This is a genomic window from Catelliglobosispora koreensis DSM 44566 (assembly GCF_000379685.1).
Classification (GTDB): Bacteria; Actinomycetota; Actinomycetes; order Mycobacteriales; family Micromonosporaceae; genus Catelliglobosispora; species Catelliglobosispora koreensis.
Genome location: NZ_KB903254.1, coordinates 160179 through 175830 on the forward strand (window position 1 = coordinate 160179; position 15652 = coordinate 175830).

General features: G+C 65.2%; 18 protein-coding genes. 7 read left to right on the plus strand and 11 right to left on the minus strand.

Going from position 1 to position 15652, the window contains the following annotated elements; translation table 11 throughout:
• Positions 1–8: 8 nt before the first annotated feature.
• On the minus strand, positions 9–1034 hold the full coding sequence (locus A3E1_RS0115650) for an iron ABC transporter substrate-binding protein (protein WP_020521728.1): 1026 nt from the start codon (positions 1032–1034) through the stop codon (positions 9–11).
• 183 nt (positions 1035–1217) lie between these two features.
• Between A3E1_RS0115650 and A3E1_RS0115655 the strand changes: the two genes are divergently transcribed.
• On the plus strand, positions 1218–2285 hold the full coding sequence (locus A3E1_RS0115655) for a hypothetical protein (RefSeq protein ID WP_020521729.1): 1068 nt from the start codon (positions 1218–1220) through the stop codon (positions 2283–2285).
• A gap of 28 nt (positions 2286–2313) precedes the next feature.
• Here the strand turns inward: A3E1_RS0115655 and A3E1_RS0115660 are convergent, their stop codons facing one another.
• From A3E1_RS0115660 to A3E1_RS0115670, 3 genes are read right to left on the minus strand one after another with little or no spacing between them, the layout of a single operon-like run.
• Positions 2314–3627, minus strand: a complete 1314-nt coding sequence (locus A3E1_RS0115660) for a hypothetical protein (protein ID WP_020521730.1) — start codon at positions 3625–3627, stop codon at positions 2314–2316.
• On the minus strand, positions 3624–4169 hold the full coding sequence (locus A3E1_RS0115665; RefSeq protein WP_245571203.1) for a SigE family RNA polymerase sigma factor: 546 nt from the start codon (positions 4167–4169) through the stop codon (positions 3624–3626). The genes A3E1_RS0115660 and A3E1_RS0115665 overlap by 4 nt, the downstream gene beginning before the upstream one ends.
• 16 nt (positions 4170–4185) lie before the next feature.
• Positions 4186–4980, minus strand: coding sequence for a hypothetical protein (locus tag A3E1_RS0115670; protein ID WP_020521732.1), 795 nt, complete (start codon positions 4978–4980; stop codon positions 4186–4188).
• A 58-nt stretch (positions 4981–5038) separates the two neighbouring features.
• Between A3E1_RS0115670 and A3E1_RS0115675 the strand changes: the two genes are divergently transcribed.
• From A3E1_RS0115675 to A3E1_RS0115685, 3 genes are read left to right on the plus strand one after another with little or no spacing between them, the layout of a single operon-like run.
• Positions 5039–5563 (plus strand): orotate phosphoribosyltransferase, encoded by a 525-nt coding sequence (locus A3E1_RS0115675; protein WP_020521733.1) that lies wholly within the window; start codon positions 5039–5041, stop codon positions 5561–5563.
• Entirely contained in the window at positions 5560–6441 is an 882-nt protein-coding gene (locus A3E1_RS0115680) for an aminoglycoside phosphotransferase family protein (protein WP_020521734.1), read from the plus strand. The genes A3E1_RS0115675 and A3E1_RS0115680 overlap by 4 nt, the downstream gene beginning before the upstream one ends.
• A gap of 9 nt (positions 6442–6450) precedes the next feature.
• Positions 6451–7071: a hypothetical protein gene (locus A3E1_RS0115685; RefSeq protein ID WP_020521735.1), complete on the plus strand. Its 621-nt coding sequence runs from the start codon at positions 6451–6453 to the stop codon at positions 7069–7071.
• On the opposite strand, the gene A3E1_RS0115690 is transcribed toward A3E1_RS0115685, so the two are convergent.
• Genes A3E1_RS0115690 through cmk form a run of 5 tightly spaced genes read right to left on the minus strand, consistent with a single transcriptional unit; the run spans position 7052 to position 11707 of the window.
• The gene (locus A3E1_RS0115690) at positions 7052–8062 is read right to left on the minus strand and encodes an NAD(P)/FAD-dependent oxidoreductase (protein ID WP_020521736.1); all 1011 of its coding nucleotides are present in this window, start codon (positions 8060–8062) and stop codon (positions 7052–7054) included. The genes A3E1_RS0115685 and A3E1_RS0115690 overlap by 20 nt on opposite strands.
• On the minus strand, positions 8055–8555 hold the full coding sequence (locus A3E1_RS0115695) for an isoprenylcysteine carboxyl methyltransferase family protein (RefSeq protein ID WP_020521737.1): 501 nt from the start codon (positions 8553–8555) through the stop codon (positions 8055–8057). Before A3E1_RS0115695 ends, A3E1_RS0115690 begins: the two co-directional genes overlap by 8 nt.
• Before the next feature lie 7 nt (positions 8556–8562).
• Entirely contained in the window at positions 8563–9615 is a 1053-nt protein-coding gene (locus A3E1_RS0115700) for a type III polyketide synthase (RefSeq protein ID WP_020521738.1), read from the minus strand.
• Between the two features lie 23 nt (positions 9616–9638).
• Positions 9639–11051 carry a ribosome biogenesis GTPase Der gene (der, locus tag A3E1_RS0115705; protein ID WP_020521739.1) on the minus strand — a complete coding sequence of 471 codons (1413 nt, stop codon included), beginning with the start codon at positions 11049–11051 and terminating at the stop codon, positions 9639–9641.
• Positions 11048–11707 carry a (d)CMP kinase gene (cmk, locus tag A3E1_RS0115710; RefSeq protein WP_040390883.1) on the minus strand — a complete coding sequence of 220 codons (660 nt, stop codon included), beginning with the start codon at positions 11705–11707 and terminating at the stop codon, positions 11048–11050. The genes der and cmk overlap by 4 nt, the downstream gene beginning before the upstream one ends.
• Positions 11708–11784: 77 nt before the next feature.
• On the opposite strand from cmk, the gene A3E1_RS0115715 reads away from it, so the two are divergent.
• Genes A3E1_RS0115715 through A3E1_RS0115725 form a run of 3 tightly spaced genes read left to right on the plus strand, consistent with a single transcriptional unit; the run spans position 11785 to position 13974 of the window.
• Positions 11785–12117: a hypothetical protein gene (locus tag A3E1_RS0115715; RefSeq protein ID WP_020521741.1), complete on the plus strand. Its 333-nt coding sequence runs from the start codon at positions 11785–11787 to the stop codon at positions 12115–12117.
• A gap of 11 nt (positions 12118–12128) precedes the next feature.
• Complete coding sequence (locus tag A3E1_RS0115720; RefSeq protein ID WP_020521742.1) at positions 12129–12776, plus strand: nucleotidyl transferase AbiEii/AbiGii toxin family protein; 648 nt, start codon at positions 12129–12131, stop codon at positions 12774–12776.
• 22 nt (positions 12777–12798) lie between these two features.
• On the plus strand, positions 12799–13974 hold the full coding sequence (locus A3E1_RS0115725) for a cytochrome P450 (RefSeq protein WP_020521743.1): 1176 nt from the start codon (positions 12799–12801) through the stop codon (positions 13972–13974).
• On the opposite strand, the gene A3E1_RS0115730 is transcribed toward A3E1_RS0115725, so the two are convergent.
• Positions 13931–14335: a hypothetical protein gene (locus tag A3E1_RS0115730; RefSeq protein ID WP_020521744.1), complete on the minus strand. Its 405-nt coding sequence runs from the start codon at positions 14333–14335 to the stop codon at positions 13931–13933. The two genes, A3E1_RS0115725 and A3E1_RS0115730, sit on opposite strands and share 44 nt — an antisense overlap.
• A gap of 66 nt (positions 14336–14401) precedes the next feature.
• On the minus strand, positions 14402–15604 hold the full coding sequence (locus A3E1_RS0115735; protein WP_020521745.1) for a chymotrypsin family serine protease: 1203 nt from the start codon (positions 15602–15604) through the stop codon (positions 14402–14404).
• Positions 15605–15652 lie beyond the last annotated feature (48 nt).

The window sequence follows — 15652 nt, forward strand, 5'->3', positions numbered from 1 at the left end:
CAGCGTGCTCAGGCGAGCCCCACTTTCTTGATCAGTGCGACCGTCTGCTCCAGCGAGTCGAGGTCGTTGAGGTCGATCGCCGGCGGCTTGATGCCAGCGAACGTGGGCAGCCCGGCAGCCGCGGGCACGCTGGCCGACAACGGGTATTCCCCCACCTCGTTCGCGAAGTAGGTCTGCGCTTCGGCACCAAGCAAGAAGTCCACGAGCGCCTTGGAGTCAGCGTCGTTGGCTGAGTTCATGGTGATGGCCGCGCCGGAAACGTTGACGAGGTTGCCCGGGTCGCCCGGCGTGAAGAAGTGCAGCTTCGCCTTCATGGTCTCCGGGGCGATGCCCTTCTCCTTGGCGATCTCGTGCAGGTAGTAGTGGTTCACGAGACCGGCCGGCAGCTTGCCGTCGGCGACCTCTTGCACGATCTGGATGTTGTTGGACCGGATCTGTACGCCGTTGGCCTTGAGCCCGTTGAGGAACTCCTCCGCCTTGGCTTCCCCTTGGCCCACCCGCAGCGAAGTCACAAACGCCTGAAACGACCCGTTAGTTGGCGCAATCGCCACTTTTCCCCGCCATTGCGGCTGCGTCACATCAAAGACCGACTTAGGCAGATCCGCCACCGGCACGAGGTCTGGGTTGTAGACGAAGGTGCGCGCACGCCCAGTGACGCCGACCCACTGCCCGGCGCGGGACTGGAACTCCTTGGGCGCCTTGGCAAGCGTGTCCGCTGGCAGAGCGGCGAGCAGACCCTTCTTGGCGACGGCACCGAGTCCGCCAGCATCCTGGGAGATGAAGACATCCGCCTTGGTACGGCCGCCTTCCTCGATCAGCTGCGAAGCCATCTGCGCGGTGTCCCCATAACGGGCCTCGACCTGGATGCCGGTCGCCTTGGTGAACTTCTCCAGCGCCGGCTTGATCAGCGACTCGCCGCGCCCGCTGTAGACGATGATCTTCTTATCGCCCGCAACGTTTGGCTCATCGCCGCAGGCGCTAAGCGTCGCTGCCGTGAGCACGGCAGCCACCAGAAGAATGAGAGGCTTCTTCACGTTAAACGGGCTCCTTTAGTGGCATAAGAGGTTAGCCTTACCTCGGTCAGGTCAGCCTAAGTAAGGCTGCGCTAACTTGCAAATACGCCGCTCGCGTCCTCGATCTGACTGCGATAGCCCTAAATATCTATGCATGTGTATTGATAGCCTGTGGCACCGTCCTCATCAGAAACGGAGCCATATATGAGCATCAAGCGCTGGGCGTCACGCGTCGCTGTGACGTTGCTGGCAGCGGGGGCAGTCGTAGGCGTGGCATCGGCACCGGCTCAGGCCGCGGTGCCAGACAAGTTCGGCTTTTTGCTTTGGTCCGGCGGTTTCGTCACCCAGGCCCAGCCAGCAGGCTCCACGGTCGTGGCCGGCCCACCCGGGCGCTGGACCGTTACCTTCCCCGGGCAGGGCATCGCCGGTGGTGTCGTTCACGTCACCGCGGTGCACGACGCCCTGGCCAACCCACCCGGGCGCTGGTGCCAGGCTGACAGCTGGGGTGTCGTTGGTCTCAACGAAGTCGTGAAGGTCAGTTGCTACAGCCCCTTTGGCGCGCTTGACCCCACACCAGGATTCTCCGTGCAGTTCTCCCGCAGTTCCGGCGCCCCGGTCGGTGCCGGGCGTTACGGATACATCCACGCGAACGCGGTTTGCGGCATCATCACCCAGTACAACTCGGCTGGCTTTGGCAACACCTGCACGCACGCGGGCGTGGGCGCCTACTCCGTCGGGTTCACGGCTATGGGAACCCCCGGCCCGATCGACGGCGGCTTCCAGGTCACCGCGGTCAACGGCGCCGTCGGTGCCCGCTGCAAGATCGCCGGCCCGTGGACGTCCTCGGCCAACGGCCAGTTCGCCCGGATCTTCTGCTTCAACCCCGCAGGTGCGCTGGCCAACACCGCCTTTACCGTGTCGTACCAGTACCGGCGCTCACTTTACGGTCCGGTCGCGCCGCCAAACCGCTTTGGCTACTTGCTAAACCAGCCACCGGTTGGTCCCGCGTCCACGAACTTCAACAACCTGGCCGCCGCCAACGGCATCGTCGTGTTCGGCCCTCCAGTGTGGACAGTCCGCTTCCCGAACATCTACTCGACCGCTCCGAGCAACACCCAGGTCACCGCTTTCGGGACGACCTCACACTTCTGTGGATTGCACAAGCCTTGGCAGCCAGCGGGAACCGCCGTTGACGCTCATGTCAACTGCTTCACCAACGCCGGCGTACCGGTGAATAGTGGTTTCCTCATTAGCCACAACTCACGCGCCTAACGGCCCGAAACGCTGGAGGGACACGGGTTTACGAGTCCCTCCAGTCGTTTACCCTGGGTGCCACGGGAGGCTGGATGAGCATCAGTGAGGGCGGATTCAACGTCGCGATCGCTCCCGTCCCGATGTTGGCGCCAAAGCGATCCAGCGCCCTCAGGTAGCCACTGGTGAACCCCTCCGTGACGGCGGCCCGCCCGGTCACCGGTGCCTCACCCATGATCTCGCCATCACGGCTTAGCAACTGCACCTTGACTGTCTCGGGTGGCGCCACGATGACGGTCTTGCCCTCCAGGGGGAACCCGGCAACATCCAGTTGTGTCACCGTTTCCGGGAAGAAATACGTGTGGCCGTTTAACCCCTGCTCACCGGGGCGCTGGTAGAGCACCGTCGCCTGCATGACCTCGAATGGGCCGGGACATGTCGCCGCATAGACGTTTCCGGGCAGCGGCGGCACGGGGCCACCGATCCGCACGCGCGTCCGCGGATCTGACACACAATTTCCGATGAGCGCGTCTACGTGCCGGCTGTCTACGTCACCGATCATGCCCTCTATCGCCTTGGCGCGCATCGACGACGTGACCGGCCCGGCGCCGAGGTGATGTGGCGTGTCGGCCAGCGGGCCCTCGTAGCGGACAGTGCCATCGCATGTCACTCTGGCTGTCCACTCCCCCGGCGAAACCGCCTTGGCCACAAAGGATCCGCTGTCCCCCCAGTCCTGAGAAGCCTTCGTAGCGACAACGCAGCCCTCGGGAGCCAGACCCACGCTGGCGAAAGACGGGCCGCTCCTGCGGAACGCCAGCTTGAAATAGGGCTCTATCGCCGAGAGCCCCTCGGTCAGGCCCCCATTGAGCGGGGTTTCTCGTTCTGTTGCCTGGAAAAGGGCGGTCTGAACCTCGCTGTTGTAAAAGGCGCTAATGACGATTCTGAACTCGCCGACCTCGCCCGCGAAGAGCAGCTTGTGCTCCTTGGGAAGGCTCGGGTAAGACTCGGCACGCGACTTCGCCGTCGCGGACAGTTCCGTAAGCAGGTTCGCGTCATTGGCGAAGCTGCCGCGCGTCGGTGACTCAATCAGCTTGCGCACCCACTGCGACATTGGTGCTAGCGGCGGTGGGCTCGCTGGCGGCGGCGTCTGCCCATAGGGCATCGCCGACGTTCCGCCGCCTGTCAGGGTCATGGGCACGAGCACGAAAGCCAGGCCCACCCCGAGCGCCGCGCTGGCCCAGCCAGCCGTCCGGCTGCGGGTCTCACGCACCTTGCGCCGCATCAGCCGCGGGTACGCCGTGCCGCTCGGCTTGACCTCAGCGGTAAGTTCCCGGAAAGCATTCCGCAGTTGCTGCTCACTCATGCCGTCACCTCGGCGATCGCTTGGTAGGTTGGGGTTTCGGGCGCGAGATGCTCACGCAAGCGGGCCAAACCCCGGCTGGCCTGGGCTTTGACCGAGCCAACCGAGCAGCCCAGAAGGGCGGCGGTTTCCGCTTCGGACAGGTCTTCCCAATAGCGCAACACCAGGACGGCCCGCATCTTGCGCGGAAGTTTGCGCAGAGCGGCCAGCAGCTCGGCCCGTTGCGCGACCCCCGCTGAACTGTCCGGGGTGGACCGTTCCGGCAGCACCTCGGTGATCAGTTCCCGCGAGGTGAGCCGGCGCCAGAGATTGTTGCGCTGGTTCACCATCGCGCGCCGCACGTAGGCCATCGGATCGTCGATGTGCTTCCAGTGCCGCAAGGCGTTCAGCAAAGCGGTCTGCACCAGGTCCTCGGCCGCGTGGGTCGTCCCGGTCAGCAGGTAGGCGGTGCGCAGCAGGTCGCGATACCGCAATTCCACGAACTGCCGGAACCCGTCGTCGGTCACGTTGGCCCTCCCCTCGTCTCCCCCTACGACCCAGGACACGGTGCTGAGGTTGTGTCTATTTGAGACAGACTTCGAACCCGGCATGAGCGGGCAGGCCCACGGCGTCCATCGCCTTGGCGGGATCCTTAGAAGCATCAGCCAGCAAGGGTTTGAGGCCTTCGTAGTATTTGGCATCCGCTTGCAGTGCCGCCTTGAGCGCGGCATCGTCGGTCTGCTCGGCTAGCTGCGCGATGGTCTGGCTTACTCCCGCGATCCAATTGTTGAGCCGTCGCTGGTCGTCCGCGCGTTCCCCCTCGTCAAAGGCGGTCATACTCAAGAGGAAGCGCTGGATATCGAGCCCGTCGATGCCCTCGTATTGGAAGCACGCCAATTGCTTGCCGCGCGTGAGCTTTCCTTCGCACTTGCGCTGAATCATGTCGGCGACGCTGAGGCCCGGCAGACCTGTATCCACACCGCGAGTGGCCGACTCACCCTCGCCACGCGGGATAAGCGCGGTGATGTAGACGTCCATGTCATCGAAATCAGCGGCATAGCTTTCTAACGCGACCTTAAGCTCCTGCTCGCTGACAGTCCCAGCGAAGGTCTTGGCATTTACCGCATGCTGTTGCGTGTTGGCGAGCACCGCGGTTTTGAGCGGTGCCACATTGGCGGCGTGCGCGCGGTCGGCCAGCTTGCGCAGGTCGGGCAGCACTTTGCCTTCGTAGTCAGCTCGCATCGTCTTGAAACCGGCACAGGCCGCGGTCTTGTCGAGGCCTTGCGCGCCAGCCGAAGGCACCTGGGCCGGTGACCCACACGCGGTGGCTCCGAACAGGAGCGATCCCGTCACGACGATTGTCCACAGAGATGCCATCTCGTCCTGCCATAGGTGAAGGGGTTAAAGGCGGGTCAGCCTAGCAGCGTGTGAAGATGTGCGGGTGACAGAACTTGCCCAACGGGTCTACGACGTCAGCCGGCTCACCGGAGAATTCACTCTTCGCTCAGGACGGGTCGCCACCGAATACTTCGACAAGTATCAGTTCGAAGCTGACCCCATTCTCCTCGATGAGATCGGAAAGCAGCTGGCAGCGCTCGTGCCCGTGGGCACCGAAGTGCTCGCTGGGCTGGAGATGGGCGGCATCGCCGTGGTGACCGTGCTCGGGCGGCACACCGGGTTGCCGTGCGCGTTCGTGCGCAAGACCGCGAAGGCTTACGGCACCGCACGGCTCGCTGAGGGCGCCGACCTCGCGGGCAAGCAGGTGCTGATCGTCGAAGACGTGGTCACGTCAGGCGGGCAGGTCGTCATCTCGGCCGGGCAGCTGCGCGACCTCGGGGCGAAGATCGACCACGCGATCTGTGTGATCGACCGGCAGGAAGGCGGAGCCGAGGCGCTAGCCGAGGCGGGCCTGACCTTGCGTGCTCTGTTCACCCGGGCTGACCTCGAATCAGCCGAATGATCGAGATTCCGGAGCGCTTCACGGCGTACCGGCTGAGGTTTGAAAAAGAAGCTGGCGCCCGATGGCTGGCTGAGCTTCCGGCGATGATCGCGTCCTATGTGGACAGATGGGATCTGACCCTGGAGGACGCGCCACCGATGCACGGCATGGCGGCCCTGGTCCTTGCCGTGCGCCAGGCCGACGGCACACCAGCCAACCTCAAGCTCCAGCAAGCCGACAGCGAAAGCGACGGCGAAGGTCCGGGCCTGAAAGCCTGGGCCGGTGATGGCGCTGTTCGCCTGCTGCGCGAAGACGGGGTCATCCTGCTGCTGGAGCGGCTGCAAAGCAGGGATCTGCACAGCGTCAGCGACCCGCTGAAGGCGACACAGATCATCGCCGAACTGCTCGCCCGGCTGAACGCGCACCAAGCGCCCGAAGGCATCCGGACCCTCGATGGCGTCGTGACCGCGATGCTGGATCAGGTGCCGCAAGCGGCCGCCACGCTAGGCGGCGATGAAGGCAAGCTGGTGAAGCGTTGGGCCGCGATCGTTCGCGAAGTGGCCGGTGACGCGGGCGACCGGCTGCTGCACTGGGATCTGCATTTCGAAAACGTGCTGGCCGCCGATCGGGAGCCGTGGCTCGCCATTGACCCGAAGCCGATTTCCGGCAACCCCGGCTTCGAGCTGCTGCCCGCGCTCGACAATCGATTTGATGAGGCAGGGGTGCTCACGCGGTTTGATCTCATGACCGAAGTCATGGGGCTGGACCGGCAGGAGGCCTCGGCCTGGACCATCGCGCGCGTGCTGCAGAACTCGCTGTGGTCCGTTGAGGACGGCGAGGCGGGACTCGACCCCATCCAGATCGCCATCGCCGCCGCGCTGACCGGGCGGCAGGGCTAGCCTGATCTTGTGAGCTGGCTCGATCTCATCGGCTGGGGCGGATCCGCCCTTCTCGTCTGGTCCTTATTGCAGACGAGAATCTTGCGGCTGCGCCTGCTCAACCTGCTGGGCTGCCTGGTGCTGACCGGGTTCAACTGGGCCCTGCAGGTGTGGCCCATGGTCGGCCTGAACATCGTGCTGGCGATCATCAATATCGTGTACCTGCGCAAGCTGATCTCCACCCGGCATGACGAGAAGGTGTACTCCGTCGTGTCCGTGGCGCCGGATGACCCGATGCTGAACTACCTCTTGGGTTTCCACGCGAGCGATATCGCGAACTTCAACCCGTCATTCAAGAAAAGCGAAGGCGGGCTGGCGTTCATCATCATGCGCGGCGACGATCTGGCCGGCATGATGCTCGCGCACGACGCCGGAAACGGTGTGGCGCAGATCGATCTGGACTATGTGACGCAACGCTTCCGCGACTTCTCCCCGGGCTACTTCGTGTTCAAGCAGAGCGGGCTGTTCTCACGGCACGGGTTCGTTAAGGTCCTCACGCCGCCAGGCATGGTCGAGCCGTATTACGGGCGGCTGGGCTTCCGGGCCGAGCGCGACCGATATGGCCTGGACCTCATCGCGCCAGAACGTTGACGATTCTGGCGAACAGCCCAGGAAACGTTGCCGCCAACGGGACGATCGCCTTTCTCATGGGCGCTGGGCCGGTCGAGAGCACCAGACCCCTTGTCAGCACGCGGTAGTCGCGGGTGAGCCGGGTCCACTCCCGCTCGTAGTCAGCTGGCCGCTCGCGCGCGATGGCGCTGACCGCGGCCTGGGCCTGCTTGACCGCGAGACTGATTCCCTCACCGGTGAGCGCGTCTTCATACCCGCCCGCGTCGCCGATCAGCAAGACCCTGCCGTGAACGCGCCGCGCGACCGTCTGCCGCAACGGTCCCGCCCCGCGCACAGGCCCGCGTTCAGCCTCGCCAAGGCGATCCAGCAAACCCGGGAACCAAGCCAGATCCGGCTGGTGCGCGGTGAGGATGGCGACCCCGATCTGGTCCGGCGCAACGGGAGTCACATAAGCCTCACCCCACCGCGACCACCACACTTCAACAAACTCCGACCACGGGGGCGTACGGAAGTGCCACCGCACCCCAAACCGCCTCGGCCGCCCCGGCCGGACCGTGATGCCCAGCGCCCGCCGCACGGGCGAGTGCAGCCCGTCGGCGGCGAGCAGATAGCGGGCACGCATCCCGTGCGCGCTAACGCCATCAGCGTCCTGGTGCACTTCAGTGATCCGGGTGGTGGTCCACTGCGTACCGTGCTGTTGGGATAGTTCGCTCATCGCGGCATGCAACTCGGTGCGGCGGACCCCCAGGCCCGGCCCGTTGCCGAAGACCGCTTCCGCGTGACGCTTCCCGTCGGTGTAGCGGATGCCCCGCAACGCCACACCTTTGAGCGCCGCGCCCAGCTCCCTTAGCACGGCAAGCCCACCGGGCATGATGCCCTCGCCGCACGCCTTGTCGACCGGCACCGGCCGTGGCTCACACACGATCGCGCTCAAGCCCGCCTTAGCCGCGCACACCGAGGCGGCCAGCCCGGCCGGGCCGCCGCCCGCGATGAGCACGTCGGCGTCATACATAAGCCAGGGCCGCGTTCTCCACTTTGATCCGTTTGGCCAGAACGAACGCGTTGAGGACCGTGAACGCGATCGCGGTGATCCAGGCGCTGTGCACCAACGGAAGCGCGATGCCCTCGGCCACGACCGCGACGTAGTTGGGGTGACGCAGCCAGCGATACGGTCCCTTGGTTACCAAAGGCAGCCCGGGCACGACAATGACGAGCGTGTTCCAGCGTGGCCCCAAAGTCTTGATGCACCACCACCGCAGGGCCTGGCTCAGCACGACGATCGCCAGCATCGGCCAGCCCAGCCACGGCAGGAACGAGCGGTCGGTTAGCGCGACTTCGGCGACGCAGCCGGCGAGCAGTCCAACGTGGATCGCCACCATGACCGGATAGTGCGACCTGCCATGCTCCACGCCCCCACGCTCAAACGCCCACCGCGCGTGCCGTTTCGACACGACGAGCTCGGCCAAGCGCTCCACGCCGACTGCCAGAATCAGCAAGTAGTACATGGTCTCCTCACCATTGCATGAGCACGAGTTCGCTGCAGAAGCCGGGTCCCATCGCCATCATGAGACCGGGCGTTCCAGGGTTTGGCGGTCGCGTCATCGTCTCGTGCAGCACATGCAGCACACTGACCGACGACATGTTTCCCTTCTCGCGCAACGACTTTCGTGTGACTGCCAGACTGTCCGGGCCGAGTGCCAGGGTCCGCTCGATCGCGTCAATCACCTTGGGACCACCCGGATGCGAGACCCAGCTGGCGATGTCTCCAGGATGAAGTCCGTGCGGGGCAAGGAAATCCGTCACATCGCCGCCCAGGTATTTCTCCGCGATGGCCGCGACTTCCGCCGATAGCACGATGCGGAATCCCTCAGCGCCGATTTTCCACCCCATGACCTCGGGCGTACCAGGGTAGAGCCGGCTGCGGCTGCTAAGCACCCGCGGCCCCGCTCCGGCACGCCCGGCACCGGCCACCACGACGGCAGCCGCACCGTCGCCGAAAAGGCTTGCGGCCACTAGGTTCGCGGCGGAACTGTCCGTGCGCTGGACGGTCAGCGAGCACAGCTCCACGGCGAGCAAAACCGCCACGTGATCGGGATAAGCCAGCAGATAGTCGTGCACACGCGCGACACCGGCGGCTCCCGCGACACAGCCCAGCCCGAATAACGGCAGGCGTTTGACGTCTTGGCGCAGCCCGAGCCGTTCAGCGAGGCGGGCTTCCAGCGACGGGACGGCCAGACCCGTGACGGTGGTCGACACGATGAGGTCAACGTCTTGCGGGCCGAAGCCCGCGTTGTCCAAGGCGGCTTTGATGGCCCGCTCCCCGAGCTCCAGCGCCACGTCGATGTAGGCGTTGTTAGCGTCGGTGAATCCGGTCAGATCACGATACTGATCTATCGGCAGGGCCAGGTGGCGGTGCTCGACGCCCGCCGACTGGGCAAACCGGGTAAACACCCGTCCGGACACAGTGGACAGTTCCGCGAGAATCTCTTCCTGCGTGTACTTCTGCGCCGGGAAGGCCGGCTCAACCGCTGCGATCCGGGGTGCCTGGCGTCCGGATGTCGTCACCCCGGTAAGGGTACCCGCTCGGCCTAGCCGTGCGGCCTGCCGCGCCCGCCCGGGCCCAGCTGCTTACGCGGTTTGACGGCGATCTCAATAGGAGTGCCCTCAAACCCGAATTCCTCGCGGAGTTTGCGCTCGATGAACCGGACGTAACCGGCGTCCATCGGTGCGGTCGTGAACAACACGAACTTCGGCGGCCGGTTGCCCGGCTGCGTCGCGAACATGATGCGCGGCGCGCGTCCACCCCGGACCGGGTGCGGTGTCTCCTGCGTCAAAGCGGTCAGCCACTGGTTCAAGCGGGCGGTGGCGATGCGCCGCTCCCAGCTGGCCAGGGCTTTACGCAACGCTGGTGCCAGCTTCTCGACGGCCCGCCCGGTCATCGCGGAGATGTTGACCCGCAACGCCCACGGGATGCGCTTGAGTTCCCGCTCGATTTCCTTGTCGAGATAGAACCGGCGATCCTCATCGACCAGGTCCCACTTGTTGAACGCCAGCACCACGCCACGGCCAGCTTCGGAAACCATGGTGAGCAAGCGCTGATCCTGCTCGGAGATGACCTCGCTGGCGTCAAGCAGCACCACGGTCACTTCGGCGGCCTCGATCGCGGCTGACGTGCGCAGCGACGCGTAATACTCCGTGCCGCTGGCTTGGCCCACCCGCTTGCGCAGACCGGCCGTGTCCACGAACTGCCAGACCTCATTGCCGACGGTCACGAGCGAGTCCACCGGGTCAACGGTGGTTCCCGCGACGGAGTCCACAACGGACCGTTCTTCGTTTGCCAAGCGGTTCAGTAGGCTGGACTTGCCGACGTTGGGACGGCCCACGAGGGCGACCCGGCGGGGGCCTCGCGGTCCGCCTTCCTTCGTTAGCGGCGCCTCTTTGGAGAACGAGTCGAGCACGACATCAAGCAATTCGCCTGAACCCCGGCCGTGCAGGGCTGAGACGGGATAAGGCTGACCGAGCCCGAGCGACCACAGCGACATGGCCTCGATCTCGCGGGCCTGGTTGTCGACTTTGTTCGCGACCAGCAGCACCGGTTTCTTGCTGCGGCGCAACATTTTGACGGCTTTCTCGTCGTCGTCGGTCGCGCCGATCATCGCGTCGACCACGAACAGCACCACGTCAGCGGTCGCGACCGCCGCCTCGGCCTGCCGCGCGATCGCCGCCGCACGGTCCTTCGCGTCGGGCTCCCAGCCGCCGGTGTCGACGACGGTGAATTCGCGGCCATTCCACGTGGCGTCATAGGCGACGCGGTCACGGGTCACGCCGGGCACGTCTTCAACGACAGCCTGGCGGCGGCCGATGATGCGGTTGACCAAAGTGGACTTTCCGACGTTGGGACGGCCAACGACGGCGACCACGGGCACCGCGACTACGGCATCCTCGTCGCCAACCGGGGTGTCCTCGGGGAGGCTGGCGAGTTCCAGCTCAGTGTCTTTCATCGGCTCGTCAGCAGTTCTTTTAGTTTGCCGACTACCTCGTCAATGTCCATGCCGGTGGAGTCGACCACGAGCGCGTCAGGCGCCTGGCGCAGCGGATCAGTCGCCCGGGTCGAGTCAAGGTGATCGCGGCGGGCCAGGTCTTCGGCCGTCGAGTGGTGATCGGCTTCCGTCTCCGTGCTGCGGCGGCGGGCCCGTTCCGTGACTGACGCGGTCAGATAGACCTTGAGATCGGCTTCGGGGGAAACGACCGTTCCGATGTCGCGCCCTTCCACGACGATCCGTTCCGCGTCGGCGATCATCTCGCGCTGCTTGGTCACGAGGATCTGCCGCACCGCCGGGACCGCTGAGACCGCCGAAACGGCCGCTGTCACTTCCGGCCCACGGATCGCCGTGGCGACATCCGTTCCGTTTACTTCCACCAGCGGGCCTGCCGGGTCGATGCCGACGGCGATTTCCGCGTCGAGCACGACCTTCGTGATGCCCTCATGGTCGCCGAGGTCAACACCTGCCTGCAGCACCGCCCACGTCGCGGCGCGGTACATCGCGCCTGTGTCGAGGTACCGGGCATCCAGGGCCTGGGCCAGCCGTCGTGAAACCGTCGACTTACCCGAACCCGACGGCCCATCCACCGCCACTACGCAACGCGCCAACGTCATGCCCCTATTCTGCCCGGTCTGCCCCTGCCAACATCTCGCCGGGTCGAAATACGTGTCGTGGGCGATATGCTTCCCCCATGACCACGCGTTTCGCTCCCGCGCCCACCGGCCTCGCCCGGCCGGGCAGGACAGTGGTGGTCATCGATGACCTCGGGGAACTTCACGGTCCCACCGCCGGTCTCGTCGAACTCCCCCATCGCCTGTTCTGGCAGCGTTCCCGCTCTGTCGACCTCGGAAACCCCGCACTGCTGCGATGGACTTACGAAACCGTCTTGCGCGAAGCGGCAACGCTCAACGAGCTGCGCACTTGGCTTGACGGCCCGACGCTCATAACGCTGTGGCCGTCGCTGTTCGTCCCGCGCGGGGTGCGTTCGGCCTGGGAGTTGCGTCACTCCGCGCTGCGCTCCTAGTCTGATCGACTATGTCGACTGATCCGTTTCAGGCTGAGGTCACGCGGCTGGCGCTGTCCGCGGCCGCCCCACACGGCTACGCCCTGGCGGGCGGCCAGGCCCTCATGGCACACGGCATCGTCAGCCGTCACACCGAAGACATCGACCTATTCACCGACGTCGACGATGCCGCCCTCACGGTCGCGCAACCCTTGCAGACCGCGCTCGAACAGGCCGGCCTGCACACCGAGGTCATCTCCGGGCCGGATGAGCTTTTCGAAGGCATGGCCAATGACATGGTCGAGCTTGAGGTCAGCCACGGCACGGAGACCGTTCGCGTCAGCCTCGCCCACTTTCGCCGGATCAAGCCACCGGTCACTTTGGACATTGGCCCAGTGCTGCATCTCGATGATGTCCTCGGTTCGAAGATCGCGGCCCTGGCGACCCGCGCCGAACCACGGGATTTCATCGACGTGGCGGCGGCGCTCCGGCAATATCCGGCGGCTGAGTTGATCCGGTTGGGCCAGCAGGCTGACCCGACCCTCGTCAGCGACGACTTCGCCGAAGCGATGCGGCGCCTCGACGGGCTCGACGATGTTGTGTTCACAGCGCTTTATGGGCTCACGGAAGCTGAAGTCTCGACGGTCCGGGAAGCGTTCTCGGGCTGGAATCGTGGTTGACGCCCGGCGGTAGGGTGGGCGAATGGCTGACGGGGTTTGGGAGCTTTTCGGTTCACTGATGTCGCCCGGTGGCGCAAATGACCCCTACCCGTTATATGCCAAGCTTCGTGCGCACGGGCCGCTCGTCGAGGCACAGCCCGGCATGCTCATCGCGACGTCCTACGCGACCGTCGATGAGGTGCTGCGTGATCCCGCGCTCGGCGTGGAGCCCGCGCCAGGCGCGCTCGAACGGTCCATTTTGGCCACTAACCCACCCGATCACACCCGGATGCGGCGGCCGATCGCGGCGGCGTTCACGCCCCGGCGCATCGGTGGGCTCAGGAGCGCTATCCAAGCGCAGGCAACGAGTTTGCTTGACGGTCTGCCTGGCAACTCAGCCGACCTGATGGCGGAATTCGCCTACCAGCTGCCAGTGGGCGTGATCTGTGAACTGCTTGGCGTGCCACACAAAGACCGCACGTGGTTTCGCCCGATCGCGCAAGATGTGGCCGCGGCGCTGGAGTTCAACATGACGCCGGAGACCGTGGAAAACTACGCGAGCGCGTCTGAACTGCTGCTCAGCTATTTCGCGAGTTTGGTCGAGCTCAAGACGAGTACACCCGAGGATGATCTGATCTCGGATTTGGCCAAGAGCGAGGCGCTGACGCCCGCCGAGCTGCTCCGAAACCTTGCGCTGCTTTTGATCGCTGGGTTCGAGACGACGACAAACCTGATCGGCAACGGGGTCATGGCCCTGTTGCGCCATCCGGATCAGCTCGCCCGGCTCAAAGCGCAGCCGGAGCTGACGCCCGCGTTCATCGAAGAGTTCCTGCGCTATGACCCGCCGGTGCAGGTGACCTCTCGCGTGGCGCTGCAGCCGACTGTCGTGAATGGACAGCAGATCGAGGCGGGGACCTACGTGGTGGCGCTCATCGGTTCGGCGAACCGTGATGAGGCAAGGTTTCCGGGCGCTGACCGGTTCGACCCGGACCGGCCGGACAATACGCCGATCTCCTTTGGCGCGGGCGCGCACTTCTGCCTCGGCGCGGCACTCGCGCGCATGGAAGGGCAAGTCGCGTTCCCGCTCTTGCTTGAGCGTCTTGACGGCTTGCGGCTGGAATCCGAACCAGTGCGGCGCGACCGTTTGGTGCTGCGCGGCTACGAGACCTTGCCCGTCACGTGGAACGATTCTTCGTCAGGAACGGCGCCGCGGCGCTAAGGATGGCCGCGGCGATCGCCACCGGCCCGCCGAGCCCGGAACTAGGCATCACCGTGGGAAAGATGTCAGTGAAGAAGTCGCCCGCATTGTCATAACGCGAAGCGAGGGCCAACGCGGCGGCCGCCGTGGCGACGCCGGTCACCGCCGCGGCGATGCGCGGCCACTTCCCGTTGCCACCAATTGTCGCCGCCGCGGAAAGCAAGGCGAGCAGCGTCGCGCCGCAAACGTAGAAACCCCAGCCGGGGAAGCGGAACAGTCCCATGTCGAGGTCGCCATAGTGCGCCCACGGCAACAAGGACATCGCGAGCGCGGCACCCACCGTGCCGAGCCCCCAAGCGGTCCAGGCGAAGGCCTTTGCCATAGCAGCCATCCTAACCGCCGCCCAAACCGCCTGGCTTCAAGCGCCAGGCGGCGAGCGGACACGGAGTTAGTTTGTGATCAATGTTGCGCCAAGGTCGCTGAGCACCCCTGGAGTTTCCGTCCACAGAATGTTTTCGTAACACCGGGGGTTGCTTTCCGATAAGACGGTGTAACCGCCACTAACGATGCCACGGCTTTGGAAGACGCCACTGGAGTTGTATGCCCACAATGGACCGCCGCTGTCACCGCCGCAAACGGCACGGACCCCGGCTCCTATGCGGCCAGCGACCCCGCGCCGCGCTCCCTTCCCATCGTCGTAGTCCCATTCGATGTTGTCCGCGGTGACTTCGATGGTGCAGCGTTTGTCGCTCGTGAATCCGCTCTGGCACACGTATTGCCCGTTCCAGGACCACGCATAACCTTGGTAGACACGGGTTTGCGTGTCGTCGATCCACACGCCAGAGCCAGCCGAGGTGTCGATCGCGGCCGCATCGCGGTAGTTGTTCTCGAACGAGACCGATCCGAGGTAGTCGTCGTTGCGGTCGTAAACCCAGTCGCCGACATCGAAGCAGTGCTCGGCCGTGACCAGATAGGTTTTGTTGTTCTGCCGGATGCCAAACGCTGACGTGCATCTCCAGTCGCTGTCCCAGTAGCCTTCGATGGGAATGCCGCCCTTGTACGGGGCGGAGTCGTCCTCCCGGCTCGCCGGTTTAGCGCGTTGCCCGGCGACGAAGGTCACGTCAGTCGCGGCGACAGCGCCCGCCAGCTTCGGCTGATTCTGCTGGTATCGCTTGGCGGAGCCCTGAGGGTCATCGACCGACACGACCAGGCCGCTGCCCGTGTGCGTCACCTCGATGCTGTGAAACTCCTTCGGTCCGCTGGATGACCACAAGGTGGAGCGTGCGGCTTCCAGCTGAGCCCGCGTGTATTTGCCGGCCTTCACCTGCACTTCGACCTGATCGCCGATCGCCCGGCTGATCCGCCCGCGAGCGGAGCTGGCCAGATTGGTGCCGCGCCCGGTGTCGGTCACGTAGACCGTCACGCGGTTGCCCGCCTCAACCCGCAAGCCACTAAAGACATCCCGGAAGCTGGTGAGCCCAAGCTCGCCAACTGCCGCGGCCACCACATCGCCTGGCCTGATCTTCATCGCGGTCTCGTCACCGGCCGTGGAACGACCGCGCTCGTCCGCATAGGACGCTGACGATGTCGCCGCGAGCAGCGTCAACGCCGTGCCACCAGCAAGCAGCGCACGCAGAAGTGATTTTGTCATGAACAGCCTCCCCGTTTTCAGTCAGTCAAGACGGGGTCGATGCTCTAA

Bases quoted from the DNA above. Each gene is read 5' to 3' on its own strand.
- A3E1_RS0115655 (WP_020521729.1), top strand. From the start codon at position 1,218: ATGAGCATCAAGCGCTGGGCGTCACGCGTCGCTGTGACGTTGCTGGCA.
- A3E1_RS0115660 (WP_020521730.1), bottom strand. From the start codon at position 3,627: ATGAGTGAGCAGCAACTGCGGAATGCTTTCCGGGAACTTACCGCTGAG.
- A3E1_RS0115670 (WP_020521732.1), bottom strand. From the start codon at position 4,980: ATGGCATCTCTGTGGACAATCGTCGTGACGGGATCGCTCCTGTTCGGA.
- A3E1_RS0115680 (WP_020521734.1), top strand. From the start codon at position 5,560: ATGATCGAGATTCCGGAGCGCTTCACGGCGTACCGGCTGAGGTTTGAA.
- A3E1_RS0115690 (WP_020521736.1), bottom strand. From the start codon at position 8,062: ATGTATGACGCCGACGTGCTCATCGCGGGCGGCGGCCCGGCCGGGCTG.
- A3E1_RS0115695 (WP_020521737.1), bottom strand. From the start codon at position 8,555: ATGTACTACTTGCTGATTCTGGCAGTCGGCGTGGAGCGCTTGGCCGAG.
- der (WP_020521739.1), bottom strand. From the start codon at position 11,051: ATGAAAGACACTGAGCTGGAACTCGCCAGCCTCCCCGAGGACACCCCG.
- cmk (WP_040390883.1), bottom strand. From the start codon at position 11,707: ATGACGTTGGCGCGTTGCGTAGTGGCGGTGGATGGGCCGTCGGGTTCG.
- A3E1_RS0115715 (WP_020521741.1), top strand. From the start codon at position 11,785: ATGACCACGCGTTTCGCTCCCGCGCCCACCGGCCTCGCCCGGCCGGGC.
- A3E1_RS0115720 (WP_020521742.1), top strand. From the start codon at position 12,129: ATGTCGACTGATCCGTTTCAGGCTGAGGTCACGCGGCTGGCGCTGTCC.
- A3E1_RS0115725 (WP_020521743.1), top strand. From the start codon at position 12,799: ATGGCTGACGGGGTTTGGGAGCTTTTCGGTTCACTGATGTCGCCCGGT.
- A3E1_RS0115730 (WP_020521744.1), bottom strand. From the start codon at position 14,335: ATGGCAAAGGCCTTCGCCTGGACCGCTTGGGGGCTCGGCACGGTGGGT.
- A3E1_RS0115735 (WP_020521745.1), bottom strand. From the start codon at position 15,604: ATGACAAAATCACTTCTGCGTGCGCTGCTTGCTGGTGGCACGGCGTTG.